General features: G+C 70.8%; 15 protein-coding genes. 6 read left to right on the top strand and 9 right to left on the bottom strand.

The window, feature by feature from the left end:
* Positions 1 to 6 precede the first annotated feature (6 nt).
* Both ACIRR9_RS25950 and ACIRR9_RS25945 read left to right on the top strand, forming a co-directional pair.
* Positions 7 to 534 carry a GNAT family N-acetyltransferase gene (locus ACIRR9_RS25950; protein WP_403756143.1) on the top strand — a complete coding sequence of 176 codons (528 nt, stop codon included), beginning with the start codon at positions 7 to 9 and terminating at the stop codon, positions 532 to 534.
* A gap of 146 nt (positions 535 to 680) precedes the next feature.
* Positions 681 to 1,001: a PASTA domain-containing protein gene (locus ACIRR9_RS25945; protein WP_365335845.1), complete on the top strand. Its 321-nt coding sequence runs from the start codon at positions 681 to 683 to the stop codon at positions 999 to 1,001.
* A gap of 15 nt (positions 1,002 to 1,016) precedes the next feature.
* Here ACIRR9_RS25945 and ACIRR9_RS25940 read toward each other — a convergent pair whose 3' ends face one another.
* Genes ACIRR9_RS25940 through ACIRR9_RS25925 form a run of 4 tightly spaced genes read right to left on the bottom strand, consistent with a single transcriptional unit; the run spans position 1,017 to position 5,924 of the window.
* Complete coding sequence (locus tag ACIRR9_RS25940) at positions 1,017 to 1,712, bottom strand: demethylmenaquinone methyltransferase (protein ID WP_403756140.1); 696 nt, start codon at positions 1,710 to 1,712, stop codon at positions 1,017 to 1,019.
* 24 nt (positions 1,713 to 1,736) lie between these two features.
* Complete coding sequence (locus ACIRR9_RS25935; protein WP_403756137.1) at positions 1,737 to 3,068, bottom strand: acyltransferase; 1,332 nt, start codon at positions 3,066 to 3,068, stop codon at positions 1,737 to 1,739.
* Positions 3,068 to 5,524 (bottom strand): bifunctional polysaccharide deacetylase/glycosyltransferase family 2 protein, encoded by a 2,457-nt coding sequence (locus ACIRR9_RS25930; RefSeq protein WP_403756134.1) that lies wholly within the window; start codon positions 5,522 to 5,524, stop codon positions 3,068 to 3,070. Before ACIRR9_RS25930 ends, ACIRR9_RS25935 begins: the two co-directional genes overlap by 1 nt.
* Before the next feature lie 22 nt (positions 5,525 to 5,546).
* Positions 5,547 to 5,924, bottom strand: a complete 378-nt coding sequence (locus ACIRR9_RS25925) for a hypothetical protein (RefSeq protein ID WP_316773683.1) — start codon at positions 5,922 to 5,924, stop codon at positions 5,547 to 5,549.
* 305 nt (positions 5,925 to 6,229) lie between these two features.
* Here ACIRR9_RS25925 and ACIRR9_RS25920 point away from each other — a divergent pair, with 305 nt between their 5' ends.
* Entirely contained in the window at positions 6,230 to 7,267 is a 1,038-nt protein-coding gene (locus ACIRR9_RS25920) for a chitinase (RefSeq protein WP_403756131.1), read from the top strand.
* Positions 7,268 to 7,355: 88 nt separating this feature from the next.
* On the opposite strand, the gene ACIRR9_RS25915 is transcribed toward ACIRR9_RS25920, so the two are convergent.
* The 4 genes from ACIRR9_RS25915 to ACIRR9_RS25900 all read right to left on the bottom strand — a co-directional run bounded on the left by ACIRR9_RS25915 (position 7,356) and on the right by ACIRR9_RS25900 (position 12,869).
* Positions 7,356 to 7,805 (bottom strand): imidazolonepropionase-like domain-containing protein, encoded by a 450-nt coding sequence (locus ACIRR9_RS25915; RefSeq protein ID WP_403756128.1) that lies wholly within the window; start codon positions 7,803 to 7,805, stop codon positions 7,356 to 7,358.
* A 7-nt stretch (positions 7,806 to 7,812) separates the two neighbouring features.
* Entirely contained in the window at positions 7,813 to 9,012 is a 1,200-nt protein-coding gene (mqnC, locus tag ACIRR9_RS25910) for a cyclic dehypoxanthinyl futalosine synthase (protein ID WP_403756362.1), read from the bottom strand.
* A gap of 102 nt (positions 9,013 to 9,114) precedes the next feature.
* Positions 9,115 to 9,873, bottom strand: a complete 759-nt coding sequence (locus ACIRR9_RS25905) for a prepilin peptidase (protein WP_403756125.1) — start codon at positions 9,871 to 9,873, stop codon at positions 9,115 to 9,117.
* Positions 9,870 to 12,869, bottom strand: a complete 3,000-nt coding sequence (locus ACIRR9_RS25900) for a BTAD domain-containing putative transcriptional regulator (protein WP_403756122.1) — start codon at positions 12,867 to 12,869, stop codon at positions 9,870 to 9,872. The genes ACIRR9_RS25905 and ACIRR9_RS25900 overlap by 4 nt, the downstream gene beginning before the upstream one ends.
* A 281-nt stretch (positions 12,870 to 13,150) precedes the next feature.
* On the opposite strand from ACIRR9_RS25900, the gene ACIRR9_RS25895 reads away from it, so the two are divergent.
* Positions 13,151 to 13,840, top strand: a complete 690-nt coding sequence (locus tag ACIRR9_RS25895) for a hypothetical protein (RefSeq protein WP_403756119.1) — start codon at positions 13,151 to 13,153, stop codon at positions 13,838 to 13,840.
* Entirely contained in the window at positions 13,837 to 14,895 is a 1,059-nt protein-coding gene (locus tag ACIRR9_RS25890) for a hypothetical protein (protein WP_403756116.1), read from the top strand. Before ACIRR9_RS25895 ends, ACIRR9_RS25890 begins: the two co-directional genes overlap by 4 nt.
* Here the strand turns inward: ACIRR9_RS25890 and ACIRR9_RS25885 are convergent.
* On the bottom strand, positions 14,885 to 15,235 hold the full coding sequence (locus tag ACIRR9_RS25885; RefSeq protein WP_403756114.1) for an SsgA family sporulation/cell division regulator: 351 nt from the start codon (positions 15,233 to 15,235) through the stop codon (positions 14,885 to 14,887). The two genes, ACIRR9_RS25890 and ACIRR9_RS25885, sit on opposite strands and share 11 nt — an antisense overlap.
* Positions 15,236 to 15,452: 217 nt before the next feature.
* On the opposite strand from ACIRR9_RS25885, the gene ACIRR9_RS25880 reads away from it, so the two are divergent.
* Positions 15,453 to 16,985, top strand: a complete 1,533-nt coding sequence (locus tag ACIRR9_RS25880) for a sigma-70 family RNA polymerase sigma factor (protein ID WP_403756111.1) — start codon at positions 15,453 to 15,455, stop codon at positions 16,983 to 16,985.
* The last annotated feature ends 8 nt before the right edge of the window (positions 16,986 to 16,993 follow it).

Genomic DNA, 16,993 nt, shown 5'->3' with positions numbered 1-16,993 from the left:
GCCCCTGTGAACCGAGCTCTCCCCGCGGTACGACTGCGTGTGCCCACGCACGAGGACGCGTTCGCCTGGCATCGGGTCTTCGACGACCCGGAGGTCATGGAGTTCCACGGCGGCAGGTCCGCGGAGCTGTCCGTCTACGAGGAGCTCACCGCCCGCCAGCGCCGGCACGACGCGGAGCTCGGCTTCTGCCTGTGGACGATGGTCGACGACGCCGGGCAGGTCATCGGCTTCACCGGCGCCCAGCCGTGGCCGCACGAGTGGGGGCCCGAGGGCGAGGTCGAGATCGGCTGGCGGATCGCACGGGAGTACTGGGGCAAGGGGTATGCCACGGCGGCAGCGCTGATGACACTGGAGCGGCTGCGAGCGGCGGGCGTGCCGAAGGTGGTGGCGATGGTGCGGCCGGGGAACGAGCGGTCGGTCGCGGTCGCCCGGCGCCTCGGCATGGAGCAGGCGGAGACGTTCCCGCACCCGCGGTTCGCGGAGAACGCGCTCTGCTTCCGGCTCGACCTGCACGACGGCAGCACAGACCGGTGACGCAGACCTGCAACACAGGCCGGTAACGCAGAGTGACGATCTGTTACAGAAAGACACTTGGCGCTTCCGGTCACCGTGCGCCGGGAGTTACCCTTCCAGTACCGCTGGGGGTGACATCTGTGCGTATAACACCCAAAACACCCGAAGTGCGCGTACCACGGCTGGTCGGACTGATGGCCGTGGACGCGCGTGAGACCGCCTACGCGCGAGGGCTGTCCCTCGACGCGCCGGACCGGCCGGACTTCCATCTCGCGGTCGTCGACTACGTCGTACGCCAGTTCCCGCAGCCCGGTGCCGAGGTGCCGCGGGACTCGATGGTGTACGTGTGGTTCGACTTCGGCGAGGGCGAGGGAGGCGGGGGCGTGCGCGAGCCACGCATCCCACGGCCGCCGAAGGGCGGGCTGCAACGGGAGCTGGACCGGCCCGGAGACCGGCCCGGGGACGCCTTCGAGGTGAGCAGCCTGTGAGTTCCCGGCCGGGGCTCAGGCCGCCTTGAAGCCCCGGTGCAGGGCGACGATCCCACCGCTGAGGTTGCGCCAGGCCACCTTCGACCAGCCCGCCTCGCGCAGCCGTCCGGCCAGCGCGGGCTGGTCGGGCCAGGCGCGGATGGACTCGGCGAGATAGACGTAGGCGTCCGGGTTGGAGGAGACCGTGCGGGCCACCGGCGGCAGCGCGCGCATCAGGTACTCGGTGTAGACGGTCCGGAAGGGCGCCCAGGTCGGGTGCGAGAACTCGCAGATCACCACCCGGCCGCCGGGCCGCGTCACCCGGTACATCTCGCGCAGGGCCGCGTCGGTGTCCTGGACGTTGCGCAGTCCGAAGGAGATCGTCACGGCGTCGAAGGTGTCGTCCTTGAACGGCAGCTTCGTCGCGTCCCCGGCGGTGAAGGGCATCCATGCGGTGCGCCGCTTGCCGACCTGGAGCATCCCGAGGGAGAAGTCGCAGGGCACGACGAAGGCGCCGGCCCGGGCGAACGGCTGGGAGGAGGTGCCCGTGCCGGCCGCCAGGTCCAGGATCTTCTGCGCGGGACGTGCGTCGACCGCCTTGGCGACCTCCTTCCGCCAGTGCCGGTCCTGGCCGAGCGACAGCACGTCGTTGGTCAGGTCGTACCGTTCCGCCACGTCGTCGAACATCGAGGCGACTTCGTGCGGCTGCTTGTTCAGGGAGGCGCGGGTCACGCCCGCCATTCTTGCAGCACGCCCTCAGGGAAGAAGCTTGGGCTTCTTCTTCGCGGCCACGTCCTCCACCCAGCCGCACAGCACGACGAAGACCGCGATCAGGATCCAGCCGACGCCGAACATGAACCACTGGCTGTCCAGCGGGAGCCACTTCTCGAACGCGGGCACGTTCCACATCTGGTCGATCAGCGGGACCGCGAGGATCAGCGCGATCTCGTGCCAGAGGTAGATCGTCACCGCGCGCGCGTTGAAGATCGTGACCGTCCGGTCCAGTCGCTTGAACCGGGTCAGCCAGGCGAAGTCGATCCTGAAGTAGGCCTTCGCCCACATCAGCAGCATCACGAACCCGGCCGACCAGAAGGCCTGGGCCAGGGGGTTCTCGTCCAGGTCGTACGTCCCGAAGTCGGCCTGGTGCGAGAAGGCGTACCAGCCGCCGTAGCCGAGCGCGGCGAGCGAGCCCACGACCACCAGGGCCGGCTTCATCCGCTGGAGCACGCCGTCGCGGTGGGCGAAGCCGAGGATCCAGCAGAAGAGGTACGTCGACAGGTCCCACAAGGCGCTGCCGAAGCGGTTGTCCGGGCCCGACCAGACGAAGTTCAGGACCAGGATCGGGGCCAGCGACCCCAGCAGCACCGGGATCGGGGCCTTGCGGAAGACCCACAGCAGGGCCGGGGAGAGAAGGACGAACCAGAGGTACGTCCTCAGGTACCAGAGGATCTCCCAGGCCTGCTCGCCCCACGCGTTGCCCGGCGGGTCGCCGAGCGGCACGACCCAGTAGACGATCTGCCAGCCGGGCAGCCAGTCGTGGATCAGCATCGCCATGACGACGAAGAAACCCCAGAACCAGAACGGGGGCAGCAGGCGGCGCAGGCGGCTCTTCACGACCTTGAGCGCGGGGCGCTCCAGGGACTTCGCCATGAGCGTGCCGGCGAGGCCGAACATGATGCCCATGGAGGGGAACACCATCCCGCACCAGGCCCAGCCGAAGGTGTGGTAGGTGACGACCCTGATGAGGGCGACGGCACGGAGGGTGTCGAAGTACCGGTCGCGTCCGGCGGACCTGGGCTTGGGCTCGGACGGAGGCTGGGACGCGGACTCGGACTCGCACCGCGGGTCGGGGGCGGACCTCGGCTCCTCGACGACGGCCACCGGTTCCCGTACGGGCTCCGGCTCCACCGGCGGGAGCGGGGCGGTCTGCTCGGGCGCCGGGGTGTAGCCGTAGTCGACGTACTGCTGCTGTTGCGGGTACTGCTGCTGTTGCGGATACGGATGCTGCGTGTACTGCTGCTGGCCGCCGTACGGGTTCTGGTCGTAGCCGTAGCCGTGCTGGTACGGGTTCTGCTGGTCCCAGCTCATCAGCCGCTCACCCCCGCCGGGGTGCCGACCTCGCCCGTGCGCTTGAGCTTCTGCCAGCGCAGGCGGCCGCCGGTGAGGGCGGTGATGCAGGAGTGGATGAGGACCAGGTACATCATCTGACGGTAGGCCAGTTGCTGGAGCGGCATCATCAGGAGGTAGCGGTACTGCTCCTTGTCGAGCCGGAACGCGTAGGCCGCGCAGCCGAGTTGGATGCCGAGGACGGCGAGCCAGGCCAGCAGGGCCGCCTCGAAGTCGACGAAGATCATGGAGTAGACCGTGAAGACGTCGATGAGGGGGGCGAAGACCGGGGTGACGATCTGGAAAAGGACCACCAGGGGCATGCCCACTCGGCCGAAGCGGCCCGAAGGACCCTTGTCGGTAAGGGACTTGCGGTGCTTCCAGAGGGCCTGCATGGTGCCGTACGACCAGCGGTAGCGCTGGGACCACAGCTGCTTGAGCGAACCGGGCGCCTCCGTCCAGGCCTTGGCGTGCTCCTGGTAGACGACCCGCCAGCCCGCGCGGTGCATGGCGATGGTGATGTCGGTGTCCTCGGCGAGGGTGTCCTCGCTCATCCCGCCGACCTGGAGCACCGCGTCGCGGCGGAACGCTCCGATCGCACCGGGGATGGTCGGCATGCAGCGCAGCAGGTCGTACATACGGCGGTCCAGGTTGAAGCCCATCACGTACTCGATGTGCTGCCAGGCGCCGATGACCGTGTTGCGGTTGCCGACCTTCGCGTTGCCGGCGACCGCGCCGACCTCGGGGTCGGCGAAGGGCTGCACCAACTGGTGCACCGCGTCCGGCTCGAAGACGGTGTCGCCGTCCATCATGATGACGATGTCGTAACTGGCGTTGCGCACACCGTTGTTGAGGGCGGCCGGCTTGCCCGCGTTCTCCTGGCGGACGACCCGGACGTTGGACATGCCCAGCTTGTCCGCGGCGGCGCGGGCGATCTCCGAGGTGCCGTCCGTCGACCCGTCGTCGACGACGATGATCTCGATCGGGTGGGTGCTCTGCGCCAGTGACTCCAGGGTGTTGGCGATGCACTCCTTCTCGTTGTACGCCGGGACGATCACGCTCACCGGCCGGGTGACCTCGGGCCCCCAGCCGAACCGGCGTTTGTTGCGCTGTCTGTAGTGGCGGCGGGCGATGAGCAGCATCATCCCGAAGCGGCCCATGACGGCGATGCCGACGACCAGCAGCAGGTAGGAGAGGACCGGGAGGGCCCATTCGGCGATCGCGACCGCCACGATGAGGGCCTTGCCCTCGTAGAGGGTCATGCCGGTGGCCGTGCGGTGGGCCGCCTGGAGACGCCGGATGGCGGCGACGGAGCCCTTCCCACCGCTGTTCGGAGCGGTGCCGCTCTCGCCGTTCGGGGCGTTCTCACCGTTCGGGGCGGTGCCGCCGGGCTGGGAACCGGTGCCGGTGCCGGCGGTGCTGCCACCGGCGGCGCCGGTGAGCGTGCCGGCCTCCGTGACCCCGGTACCGGTCGTGCCGGTTGTGCCGGTCGTAGCGCTCGTGCCGTTCGTGCCGCTCGTGCCGTTGCTCGCGGCTGCGGCCTCCCGGTTCGCCGCGCTCCGCTTCTCGACGACGCCGCTGATCGTGGTGAAGGTGTAGCCCTTCGCCTTCATCTTCTTGATGTACTGGGGCAGCGCCTTGATCGTCTGCGAGCGCTCGCCACCGGCGTCGTGGAAGAGCACCGAGGCGCCCTGGTTCTTCTTCGGCGTGGCCCACTTGATGATCTTCGAGACGCCCGGCTTCTTCCAGTCGTCGCTGTCGGTGTCGACGAAGACGCTGGTGTAGCCCTCCTTGCCGAGCTTCTCGTAGACCGGCCAGCTGTAGTTGTCGATGGCGTCCGTCTCGGAGGAGTACGGCGCGCGGAAGAGGGTCGTCGTGATCCCGGCCGCGCCGGCGAGCGCGAGCTGGGTCTGCTGCATCTCGCGGTTGATCCGGGCATCGCTCTGGTACGACAGGTCGACGTGCGTGAAGGTGTGGATGCCGACCTCGTTGCCCTGCTCGACCATCGACTTCACGATGCTCGGGTAGCGCGACACCATGGAGCCGACCAGGAAGAACGTGCCGGGCACGTCGTACTGGTCGAGGATCTTGAGGACCTGCGGGGTCCAGGTCGGGTTCGGGCCGTCGTCGAAGGTGAGCGCGATGGTCTTGGAGGGGACGGAGACGGTGGTCGCCTGGCCGCCCCGGAAGGTCAGGATCGGCCCGCCGTCGAGGATCTTGTCGGGGGCCTTGCTGGCGCTGGCGCCGGTGCGGACCCGGTTGTCGCCGCCGACCTCTGCGCGCAGATAGCCGTCGAGCAGCATCACGCAGGTCAGCGCCAGCAGGAACAGCAGGGCGAGGATGACACGTGGTTTCTGCAGCGCCGCGGCCCGGCCCGCCGCCCGCTCGATGCGGGAGGGGGCGCGCCTGCGGCCGCGCGAGGACGTCGGTGTAGTCATGGGGAGAGGCCTGCGTTTCCGGTCAGTTGGCGGTGGCGGATGCGGAGGCGGACGGGGTGGCAGTGGCCGAGGGCGGTGCCGACGGGCGCCCGCTGGGCGCGCCGATCTGCCGGCCGATGCCGCCCTGCGGGCGTTCGCCGCCGGGGGCGCTGCCCCCGCGTGCGAAGTCGGGGATCAGTGAGGACGGGGTGAGTGAGGTGCCCCAGCCCATGAAGGCGGCGCCGAGCACTCCCGCGTAGGCGAGGCAGACGACGCCGAGAAGGACGCCGACGCGGCGCAGCACCTTGGACCGGCGTCCGGAGGAGTCGACGAAGACGGGCCCCTCGGCAGACCCGTTGCCTTGTTTGCGGCGGCGACCGCGCACGGTGGCGTGGCTTTCGATGGCAGGCTCGGATTGCATTGCACAGACATTAGGGAGTCTTTATGTGACCGCCTTCGGAGTTCATGTGAGGCCCCCATGAGAAACGCCTTAACCTGTCTTTTCACTGAGAGATTCTGTGAACACCTGCGGCGGTCACCGGGTGTGGGAATCTGCCCGAACACCCCTTTTACGACGCACCATTGATCCGATTCACACCCTTCCTTCCATGAGTTTTCTATGTATTCGCTGGACCTTTGAACACCAGGTCCGTGTGAGACGTTTCCCTTTCGAATCAGGCTTTGTTTCGAGGCTGAGACACAAATCACGAGAGCGGGTGCATCTTAATGCGGGGTTTCCTGAGGCCGGCCGCTGGGCTTAGCTGCCTGTTTGCCATGGCAGTGACGGGGTGTTCCTCGGGCTCCGGCGGCACGTCGGACGCGGCGCCCGCGCCGCCCGGGCGGGCCTCGTCCTCACCCACGGCGGCCGACGGATCGAACGGGTCGAGCACGTCGTACGCGCCCTACGTCAGCGCGACGGAGGCCGCCGACACGGACGGCGCGGGCTCGCCGTCGACGTACAACCTGGCCTTCGTGATCGCGAGTGGCAGCAGCTGCACGCCGAAGTGGAACGGGACGGCCGCGATCGGGAGTTCGGTGGTGAAGTCGCGGATCTCCAAGCTGAAGGCGGACGGTGCGACGGTCCGGGTGTCCTTCGGCGGAGCCTCCGGGAAGGAGCTGGCGACGACGTGCTCCAGCGCCTCGAAGCTGGCCGCCGCGTACGGTGCCGCGCTGGACGCCGCGGGCTCCACGCAGGCCGACTTCGACATCGAGGGCGACACGCTGACCGACTCCGACTCGGTCGCTCTGCGGTCACAGGCGATCGCGCAGCTCCAGAAGGAGCGGTCCGGCCTGCAGGTCTCCTTCACGCTGCCCGTGATGCCGTCGGGGCTGGACTCCGACGGCCTCGCGCTGCTGGAGTCCGCGAACAAGTACGACGTACAGGTCTCGACGGTCAACATCATGACCATGAACTACGGCGAGTCGTACGACGGGGACATGGGCGACTACGCGGTCACCGCGGCGAAGGCCACGCAGAAGCAGCTGAAGAAGGTGTTCGGGCTGTCGGACGCGGACGCGTGGGGCGGGATGGCACTGACCTCGATGATCGGGGTGAACGACGTGGACGGGGAGACGTTCTCGCTGTCGGACGCGGCCGATGTGCGTTCGTTCGCCGAGGAGAAGGACATCGCGTGGGTTTCGATGTGGTCGACGTTCCGGGATGTGCAGTGTGCGAGCGGGAGTTCGGGGACGGATGACGCCGCGACCGACTGCAGTGGGGTGAGTCAGAGTTCGGGGGCGTTCGGGAAGGCGTTCGCGGGTTGAGTGTCGTCTGCGGGTGAGTGGGGGTTGATCGCGCCCACGCGGCGGAGCCGCAAATCGATACAGCCCCGTGCCCCTATAGGGGCGCTCACTACCTGCGTCTATGAACAAGGCGCCCGGCGCACACCGTCGCGATGCACTGACCCGCCTCGTCGAACACCGCCAAGTCGGCCCGGCCGGTTTCTACGATCGCCGGCTTCCGGGCCGTCCCCGGGAGTACCGCCACGTCGTTGCGCTCCGCCGCCGCCCGTAGTTCGGGCGAGTCGACGTACTGTGCCAGGACCGCCACCGCCCCCAGCTTCAGCACCGCGTGCACGCGCTCGCGCGGGCTGGGGGCGGCCGGGAGGGGGCCGTCGTGGATGCGGGCGGGGCCCAGGTCGCCCGGCCAGGTGCGGACCCGCGCCCGGGGGAAGCGGGCGCGCAGGTCGTCGTACGGCCCCACCGCGCCGATCCGGTCCCCTCCGACCACCACGGCGCCGTGCTCGACCGGCTCGGCGTCCCAGGTGACGAAGACCCGGTCCGCCGTGTGAATCGTCTCCACGGGCGGGTCAGTTGGTGGTGAGGAGCTTCAACTCCGGGTGCGCCGTGCCGCCTTCGATCGCCGTCGACGAGATGTGGGACATCACCCGCTCGTCGACGGGGTCGTTCGCCGGGTCGTCGTGGACGACGAGGTGCTCGTACGTCGTGGCGCGCTGCGCCGGGACGCGGCCCGCCTTGCGGATCAGGTCGATGATCTCCAGGCGGTTGGAGCGGTGCTTGGCGCCGGCCGAGGAGACGACGTTCTCCTCCAGCATGATCGAGCCGAGGTCGTCCGCGCCGTAGTGGAGGGAGAGCTGGCCGACCTCCTTGCCGGTGGTGAGCCAGGAGCCCTGGATGTGGGCGATGTTGTCCATGAAGATCCGCGCGATCGCGATCATCCGCAGGTACTCGAAGAGCGTGGCCTGCGTGCGGCCCTTCAGGTGGTTGTTCTCGGGCTGGTAGGTGTACGGGATGAAGGCCCGGAAGCCGCCGGTGCGGTCCTGGACGTCCCGGATCATGCGCAGGTGCTCGATGCGTTCGGCGTTGGTCTCGCCGGTGCCCATGAGCATCGTCGACGTGGACTCGACGCCCAGCTTGTGCGCCGTCTCCATGATCTCCAGCCAGCGCTCGCCGCTCTCCTTGAGGGGCGCGATGGCCTTGCGGGGGCGCGCGGGGAGGAGCTCCGCGCCGGCGCCCGCGAAGGAGTCCAGGCCCGCCTCGTGGATGCGGGTGATGGCCTCCTCGACGGAGACGCCGGAGATCCGGGCCATGTGCTCGACCTCGGAGGCGCCGAGGGAGTGGATGACCAGCTGCGGGAACGCGTCCTTGATCGCCTTGAAGTGCTTCTCGTAGTACTCGACGCCGTAGTCCGGGTGGTGGCCGCCCTGGAACATGATCTGGGTGCCGCCCAGCTCGACCGTCTCCGCGCAGCGGCGCAGGATGTCGTCGAGGTCGCGGGTCCAGCCCTTGTCCTTGTCCTTGGGGGCCGCGTAGAACGCGCAGAACTTGCACGCCGTGACGCACACGTTCGTGTAGTTGATGTTCCGCTCGATGATGTACGTCGCGATGTGCTCGGTACCCGCGTACCTGCGGCGGCGTACGGCGTCGGCGGCTGCGCCCAGCGCGTGCAGCGGAGCGTCGCGGTAGAGGTCGAGTGCCTCTTCCGGGGTGATCCGCCCACCGGCAGCGGCACGGTCGAGAACGGACTGAAGGTCGGCCTTCTCGGTCACCGGCGCGTCCCTTTCGTAATGGCTCGTCATGGCTCGGAGTGGCTCGTAATGGCTTGTGGGCGGACCGAACCAGCCTACGCCAGCCCTCCGGACGGCCCGACCTCAGGCTGTGTACGCGCCGGCCAGCAGCCCCGCGAACGCCCCCGCGATCAGGAACGGGCCGAACGCGATCGCCGTCTTGCGCCCGGCCCGCCGTACGACGACGAGCGCACCGCCGTACAGGGCGCCCAGCAGGAAACCGGCGAAGGTACCGAGGAGCACGGTGGGCCAGCCGTACCAGCCGAGGACGGCGCCCGTGCCGAGGGCCAGTTTCACGTCGCCGAAGCCCATGCCGCCGGGGTTGACGAGGAAGAGGACGAAGTAGGCGGCACCGAGGGCGAGGGCCGCGTAGAGGGAGGTGAGCCAGTGACCGGCGTGCTCGGGGAGCAGCGCGGCCACGCCGAGCAGGGCGAGGGCCGCGGCGGCGAAGGGGAGGGTGAGGGGGTCGGGGAGCCGCTGAACGCGGAAGTCCACCACCGCGAGCAGCACGCCGACGGGGGCCAGAAGCAGCCAGACGGCCAGTTCGGGCCGGGTGCCGGCGGCGAGGGCGAGGGCCGCACAGACGAGAGCGGTGGCCAGGGCCAGGGGGGTGGCTCGGGGGGTGCGGGGGGCAGGTGCGGGTTCGCCGTCGGGGGTGGTCGCGCAGGCGCGGCAGTGTGTGCGGCCCAGCCATCCCTCGATGGGATGGCTCGCCGGGCACTCCTTTCGCCACTCCTCCCCCGCCGGTACCGAGAAGCGGTACGCGGCGCGGGGCAGCAGGGCGCCGGCCGCCGTGCCCCAGAGGGCGGCGGCGGCCGGCAGGGCGAGGTCCAGGGCGGTCATCCCGTGGCGGCGGCGCCGTCGCGCCAGGTCGGGAGGAGCTCGTCGAGCAGGGCCTCGGTGCGCGGGGGCAGGCCGCGCGCCCCGCTGCGGGCGATCAGGTCGGCGGCGAGGGCGCGGACCCGGTCCGGGTCGCCGGTGGCGTGGGTGGCCCGCAGCAGCTCGTGCCAGAGGCGCTCGTCGGCCGGGGCGGTCCGCAGCGCCGCGCCGAGCGCCTCGATCGCCTTCTCCGCGCGGTCCTTCTCCAGGTGGAACGCGGACAGGGCGAGACCGATGTCGGCGACCAGCAGCGGAAGCTGGGCGTCGATGATCTCGTGGGTGAGCCAGCGGTAGCGGCCCTCCGCGCGGTCGGCGAGCAGCGGTCCGCGGACGAGGACGAGTGCGTCGGTGAGGAGGCGGCCACGGACCGCGCGGCTCTCGACACCCTTGCCCTGGGTGGCCTCGTGATAGAGGGAGCGCAGGACGTCCAGGTCGGAGACGACCGTCTTGGCGAGCACGAGCCGGCCGGTCCCGTCCGTCCGCAGGCGCGCGCTGCCGTCGGGGTCGGTGCCGAGCCAGCCGCGCAGCCGGTCCAGGAGGGCGTCACGGACGTCCTCCGTCACCCCGCGCGGCCACAGCGCGGACGACAGCACACGCGGGTGCACACCCTCGCGGTGCAGGAGCAGCAGGGCCAGGGCCTCGTGGAGCAGGGCGCTGCGGTCCCCGTCCGGGGTGTCCAGGCCGATGATCTCGTACGGCCCGACGAGCCGCGCGTACACCGCGGGGCGGCCCTGTTCGCTGATGTCCACTAGGAACGGCGGGGTGTTGGTCGGCCCCTCCGGGTCGTGCTCGGGGTCGGCCTCCACGAACAGCTCGACGACCGCGCGCTGTTGCACGGCGGGCAGCAGCTGGGCCTGGAGTTCGAGGCCGAGGAGCGGGGCGAGCAGCCTGCCGTCCGGGGTGACCTCCATCGCCCAGGCGGCGCCGGGCAGGTCGTCGTTCTCGCTGCCGACCATGTAGCCGATGCCCAGCCGGGCGGCGTCGGCGGCGAGTTCGGCGAGCCGCAACGCGTCCTCGGCGGACGGCTGGGTGGCGAGCAGCACCAGGTGCGGGGCCCAACGGGTGTGCTGGACCGGGCCGGTGCGGCCGGTGAGGACCGAGTCGTGCCCGGCGGCGCCCAACGCGCCGCGCCGCTGCCGGGTCTCGGCTGCCATCGTCTCGAACAGCGCCTCCACGTCGTCGAGATGGCGCAGCCGGTTGGGGGCGAGCGGGGTGAGGTCCGCGCCGAAGCCGACGAGGGTGATGGTCATCCGGTCCGACCAGCCGTTGGTGGCGAGTTCGGCGGCGACGGAGGCGAACACGGCGGCCCGGTCGGCCTCCCGGCCGCTCAGCGAGACGATGCCGGGCACGGCCTCCAGGTTGAGCAGCAGCCGCGAGTCGTCCATGGTGCCGAGGCTGACCAGACCGGGGTAGGGCGCGGCCGCGTCGGTGTCCTCGTACTGCTCGGCGTCCGTGCGGGACAGCGTCCAGAACGTCTGGTCCTGGCCCAGCTGCCAGGGCGCCGGGGGTTTACCGGCCGGCTGGGCGAGTTGCAGATGCAGATCGCCGTGGCTGAGCCAGGCCGCGTAGACGACGGGCAGCGAGCGGGACTCTGCGGTCAGGGCGGCGGCCAGGGCGCGAAGCGACCGGTCGAGCAGCCGTACGCCCTCCGGGTCCGCGCCCACCAGCAGCGCGTCCTGCACGTCCTGGGCGTCGCCGGTCGGGGTCGGCGGCTCCATGCCGCGCCGGCCGCCGACGGCACCGAGCGCCGACTGCCACAGGGCCTGCCGGCGCCGGCGGCCGAGGGCGGCGAGCAGGCCGGCGGCGAGCAGGGGGGCTCCGAGGAGGGCCTCGGGCAGACCGAAGGAGTGACCGGAGGAATGAGCGGAGGACTGGCTGGAGGAGTTGGCGCCGGACTCCTGCGCGTGCGTCGCGGGAGTGGCGGTGCCGCCGGCCGCGCGCTGGCTCGGCACGGTGATCTGGGCGGTGGCGCCGTCCTGGTCCGCGTGCTGCCCGCCGCCCTGCTCCTGGTGCTGCTGCTGGTGCTGGGCGATGTCGCCGGTCTTCGCGTAGTCGCCGATCTGCTGCCGGACCTCCGGGGAGACGTGTGCGTCGGGGTTCTCGACGAGTTCGCCGCCGTGCGCGTCGCCGGGCATCTCCATGATCCAGCCGGGGCGGATGAGGCTGGCCTCGGAGAGGCGGGAGCCGTCGGGCTGGATGCGGTCCTTGTTGAGCTCGTAGATCTCCTTGTAGCGGCGGCCGTCGCCGAGGTGGCGTTGCGCTATCTCCCACAGGGAGTCGTGGTGGCGGCCCTCGGGGGGCTGGATCCGGTAGTACTTCGTCGCCCCGTGGGTGGCGGTGGAGCCGTGTTCGGCCTGGGCCGCGACGTGGCTGGCCTGTTCGGCGAGGGCGGCGGCGGTGCTCTTCGCCTGCTCCTGCTGCTGGGCGAGGATGCCGGGGGTCGCCTGGGCGGCGGCGACCGTGCCCTTCTGGTTGCCCTCCAGGCTGTGGCCGAGCTGCGAGAGGCCCGGGGTGAGGCTGGCGGCGGTGGCGCCGACGAGCAGCAGCGCGGCGACGAGCTGCCGTGCGAGCAGCTGGCTGGGGCCGGCGCCGGGGACGCGGCTGGGCAGGCCGACACCGGAGACGGCCGCCTTGACCTCGACCAGCACACAGGCCGTGAACTGGGCCCAGGCCAGCCAGACGACGGCCGTCAGGGCGTTCAGGAACGTCTCGACGCCGATCGGCTGCGACAGCCACTCCATGCTGGGCGCGCTGTGCGGCAGCGGCCAGCCGACCGTCACGGCGAGGGCCCCGGGGACACCGACGACGAGCACGAGCAGCGCGACGAAGGCGAGGAACGCCTTGACGAAGTCCCCGAACGTACGCCGACGTACCCGCACCGGCTGCGGGGTCCGGTTCCGCGGACCCGACGGATTCCCCGTCGGTCTTCCCGTCGAGCTTGATGTGCTGCGTCGCGCCATGGCGGGTGTCCTGGGTCGTCGTGTGTGGAAGGGGTGGGCCGGGGGCGCATCGAGCCTATCGAGGTCCCCTTGACGATCCTATTGACTGGCACCGACACCGTCGAAGGGGGGAGAACGGCGAACGGCCGCCCGGTTTCCGCCGTTTCGTCAATCGAGGCCCAGTTGGCCGGAGTTACCGTCACCGCGCCCACACACCACCCCTCCACACACCCCACACAACCCCCCAGGAGCACCCGAGGGACCGTCACACCCCGCTGATAGCTTCGTTCCCAGCTGCACACATGACGAACTCCGGGGGAGACTCGACCGTGGCCCGCCGTACCCTGCCCCTCACCACACTGACGGCCACCACGGCCCTGCTGCTGACCGCCTGCGGCGGCAGCGGCGGTGACAGCGGTGCCGGGACGGGCGACATCAAAGGCGCGGACACCGGGTCCGGCGGCCCGTCCGCGGCCGCGTCCGCCTCTGCGTCGTCGGCCGCGTCCGGAGTCAAGCGCCCGGCGATCAGCCTGCCGAGCAGTTTCCGGTTGACGTTCGAGAACTGGACGAGCGCCGACGCGGTGAAGCAGGCGGTGCTCGACGACGCCAGGGAAGAACTCAGGGCGGGGTACGCGGCGATCATCGCGGACAACCCCGACAGCACGGCCGTCACCTTCTACGACAGCGCGGGCGTCGCCCCGCAGACCAAGGCGTGGATCAAGACGTACACGGACAAGGACCTCACCGTCATGGGCAGGCTGCCCGTCTTCGGCCCCAAGGCCGTCGTGGGGAGCGGCGGGAGGGGAGCATCCGTCAGCTACTGCACGGACGAGAGCAAGGCGTACACGAAGAACCGGAAGACGGGCAAGGAAACGGGCAGTCCCGCGGGCACGAACCCCTATGTCGTCTACACGGTCTCGATGGCGAAGAACGCCCAGGGCGTCTGGCAGAACACGTCCGTCCACTCGACGCGGGGCGGGTGCTCCCGGTGAGGCCGCACCGGCGCGGCATATCCGTACTCGCCGGCTCGCTCGCCGTGGCCCTGCTCGGCGCCACGCCCGCCGTCGCGATCGGGGACGAGGGCACCGGCACACGTGGCGAGGCCAAGGGCAACCAGCTCTCCGCGTCGGCGGGTCACTCCCGTATCGAGGTCACCCGGATCAGCGGTCCGAGCGGCGGCAGGCTGGGCACCGTCTCGTCCACGGACGTGAACTGGAAGCCGCCGCCGTGCTGGTACGAGCCGGTGTTCACCCCCGCCCAGCTGAAGGACTTCGCCGAGAACGACGGTGTCGGCGACGCCGGTATGCGCGACTGGTGGAGCGGAACGCAGCTCTGGACCGGCCACTTCAAGGACGGCAAGGACTCCGTCACCATCTTCACCGAGCCGCAGAGCGTCGCCGGCTACAAGAACTACAACCTCGGCAAGGACGGCTATTTCTGGCGCGGTGTCGCTCCGGACGGGATCAATTCCATCGAGAACACCGCGCGTTGCAGCAAGCTGATGTTCTGGGTCCCGGCCGGCCAGGTCCCCGACGACCCGGACGCGCCCACCCCCGAGACCCTCGCCGACTACGCCTACAACAGGATCAAGGTGCCCACCACCTCGGTCGAGCTGAAGCCGGCGGCCAGGTCCACCGTCAACCTGCCGACCTGGGCCTGGCTGGACAAGGGCCGCTTCCAGGAGGTCAAGGTCCGCGCCGAGCTGCCCGGCACGGGGCTGTGGGCGGAGACCACCGCCGAGCCCGTCGCCCTGCACCTCGACCCGGGCACGAGTGACGCCGAGACGTTTCCCGCCTCGGGCGACTGCACGATCGGCAACGACGGTTCGATCGGGGCGGAGTACCGGCCCGGCGACGGGGACGAGGACCCGCCGTGCGGCGTTCGCTACCTGCGGGCCACGCACGGCACGCCGTACCGGCTGACGGCCTCCGTCACCTGGCGGATCAGCTGGCGCGGTTCCGACGGCAGCGGCGGCGACCTGCCCGACGGGGTCTTCGGCGAGACCCAGGAGATCACCGTCCAGGAGATCCAGTCCGTCAACCGCTGACGCGGAGCGACGACAGCAGGAAGCGGGTCAGGGCGGACGTGGCGAAGCTGATCGCCGCCACGCCCTCCTGCGCCCGGAGTTCGACGACCGTGCGGGCGTCGCCGTAGGGCCGCACCTGTACGTTGCCGAGCGCGGCCGGGCCCGCCAGGCCCTCCTCCAGCAGGGCTCGTGCGAAGGTCCAGGTGACCTCCTCGCCGTCCAGCGAGATCCACGGCGGGAAGACGAAGTGCACGGCCTGCGGGTCGGCCGAGGTGTAGCGGAGGGTCGCGGGCACCGCCACCTCCTGTTCGTCGGCGGTGAGCAGGCGGGCGCCGGTGGGCTGCTCGAGCGTGATGGGCACGGGTCTTCTCCGGGGGTGCGGTGGGGCCGTCGTAGAAGTGAGAGCAGCCGTCGGCGGCCTCATTACGCGGGAAACGCAAGCAACTTGAGTGACTTGTATCACTTTCTTATGTGCTTGAAACTGTGCTTGAAAGTTTTGCCATCTACCCTGACAAACCCCTTCCCCGCCCCACAGCCGGCAACTGGAGCGTTCCGCCATGCACGACGGTTCCTCTGCAGTGATCAGCACGACCGCCTACGCCCGGATCTACGAGGAACAGCAGCCGCGGCTCGTCGCGTACGCGCGCTCGCTCACCCGTAACACCTGGGTCGCCGAAGATCTCGTCGCCGAGGCGCACTTCCGGGTCTGGCGACGGCTGGCCGAGGGGCACGAGATCGACAACGTGTCCGCGTATCTGACGACGACCGTCCGGCATCTCGCCATCGCCACGGCCAAGGGGGCCCGCGAGACGCCCAGGGACCCGCAGGGCGGCGACGATCCCGCCGAGCCCGGCCGCCACGGCGACGACCCCGCCGAACAGGTCTCCTCCGTCGATCTGCTGGTGCGCGTACTGGCCCAGTTGCCCGAACGGTGGGTCAAGGCCCTCTGGCTGGCCGAGGCCGAGGGACAGCCGCTCGCGCAGATCGGGCCGCAGCTGGGCACCAAGGAGGGTGCCACCGCCGTCCTGCTGCACCGCGCCCGGGAGGGCATGCGACAGGCCTTCCTCGGCACCCAGACCGGCGCCCCGGACGACCCCGCCTGCCAGGTCCATGTGAGCCGGATGCCGGCGTATGTGCGCGGCACCGCGACGGAACGTCAGTCCGACCGGCTGCTCGGTCATGTGGACACCTGCGACGACTGCCGGTCCCGGCTCGCCGCGCTGATGAGCGCCAACGACCGGCTCCCCGCGCTCGTCGGCCCGGCACTGCTGGTGTTCGCGGTCGGCGGTACGGCCGGCAAGTTCCTGCTCACCCTGACCGCGGCCGGGGCCTCGGCCGGCGGCCACGGCAGCGGGCTGCTGCACGGGATACGGCAGGCCACCACCGTCGGCGGGACGAAGACGCCCGTCGCGGTCGCGGCCGGCGCCGTGGTGGCGGGGGCGGCCGCGCTGGTGCTCGTCCTCGGCCCGGGTCAGTCCCCCTCCCTACCGAGCCAGCGAACGCCGGTCGCCGACGCACCGGTGGGCAAGGTGCCGGTGACCGGGCCGGTGGCGCCGGAGGAGTCGCCCGCCACGACGCCGGTGGCGGTGGCCGTCAAGGCCGGGGAGGGCAGCGGCGAAGGAGCGGCCCCGGGTGGTTCCGGGGGTACGGGCGACGGAGTCCGTACGGTCGTGTCGCCGCCGTCGGACGGAGCTCCGGCCACACCGGATCCGGGCGGGACGGCCTCCGGAAGCGGGAACGGGGACGGGGATGGCGGCGGCGGCACCGCTCCGCCCGTGACGGCCGAGCCGTCACCGTCCGAACCGTCGCCGTCCCAGCCCGCGGACCCGGACCCCTCTCCCCCGGCGGAACCCACGCCCCCTGCCCCGTCGGAGGACCCCACGCCCCCCGCCGGGCCGACGGACCCGACTCCCGTGGACACCCCGCCGGCCGACGACCCCACCCCGGCCCCGGTCACCCCGCCCGACGACGACTGCCCGCCCCCGCACGGCGACAACGCCGACAAGGCGAAAGGCAGGACGAACGGCAAGACGAACGGCAAGACGAACGGCGGGAACGACAACGGCAATGCAACCGGCAACCGCGACGGGCGAGTCCCGAAGCAGCGGTAGCAGCCGTC

It is taken from the genome of Streptomyces sp. NPDC101234 (assembly GCF_044767525.1).
GTDB lineage: Bacteria > Actinomycetota > Actinomycetes > Streptomycetales > Streptomycetaceae > Streptomyces > Streptomyces sasae.
This window is presented reverse-complemented; position numbering and strand designations above follow the sequence as displayed.

Bases quoted from the DNA above. Each gene is read 5' to 3' on its own strand.
- ACIRR9_RS25935 (WP_403756137.1), bottom strand. From the start codon at position 3,068: ATGAGCTGGGACCAGCAGAACCCGTACCAGCACGGCTACGGCTACGAC.
- ACIRR9_RS25930 (WP_403756134.1), bottom strand. From the start codon at position 5,524: ATGACTACACCGACGTCCTCGCGCGGCCGCAGGCGCGCCCCCTCCCGC.
- ACIRR9_RS25925 (WP_316773683.1), bottom strand. From the start codon at position 5,924: ATGCAATCCGAGCCTGCCATCGAAAGCCACGCCACCGTGCGCGGTCGC.
- ACIRR9_RS25920 (WP_403756131.1), top strand. From the start codon at position 6,230: ATGCGGGGTTTCCTGAGGCCGGCCGCTGGGCTTAGCTGCCTGTTTGCC.
- ACIRR9_RS25905 (WP_403756125.1), bottom strand. From the start codon at position 9,873: ATGACCGCCCTGGACCTCGCCCTGCCGGCCGCCGCCGCCCTCTGGGGC.
- ACIRR9_RS25900 (WP_403756122.1), bottom strand. From the start codon at position 12,869: ATGGCGCGACGCAGCACATCAAGCTCGACGGGAAGACCGACGGGGAAT.
- ACIRR9_RS25895 (WP_403756119.1), top strand. From the start codon at position 13,151: ATGACGAACTCCGGGGGAGACTCGACCGTGGCCCGCCGTACCCTGCCC.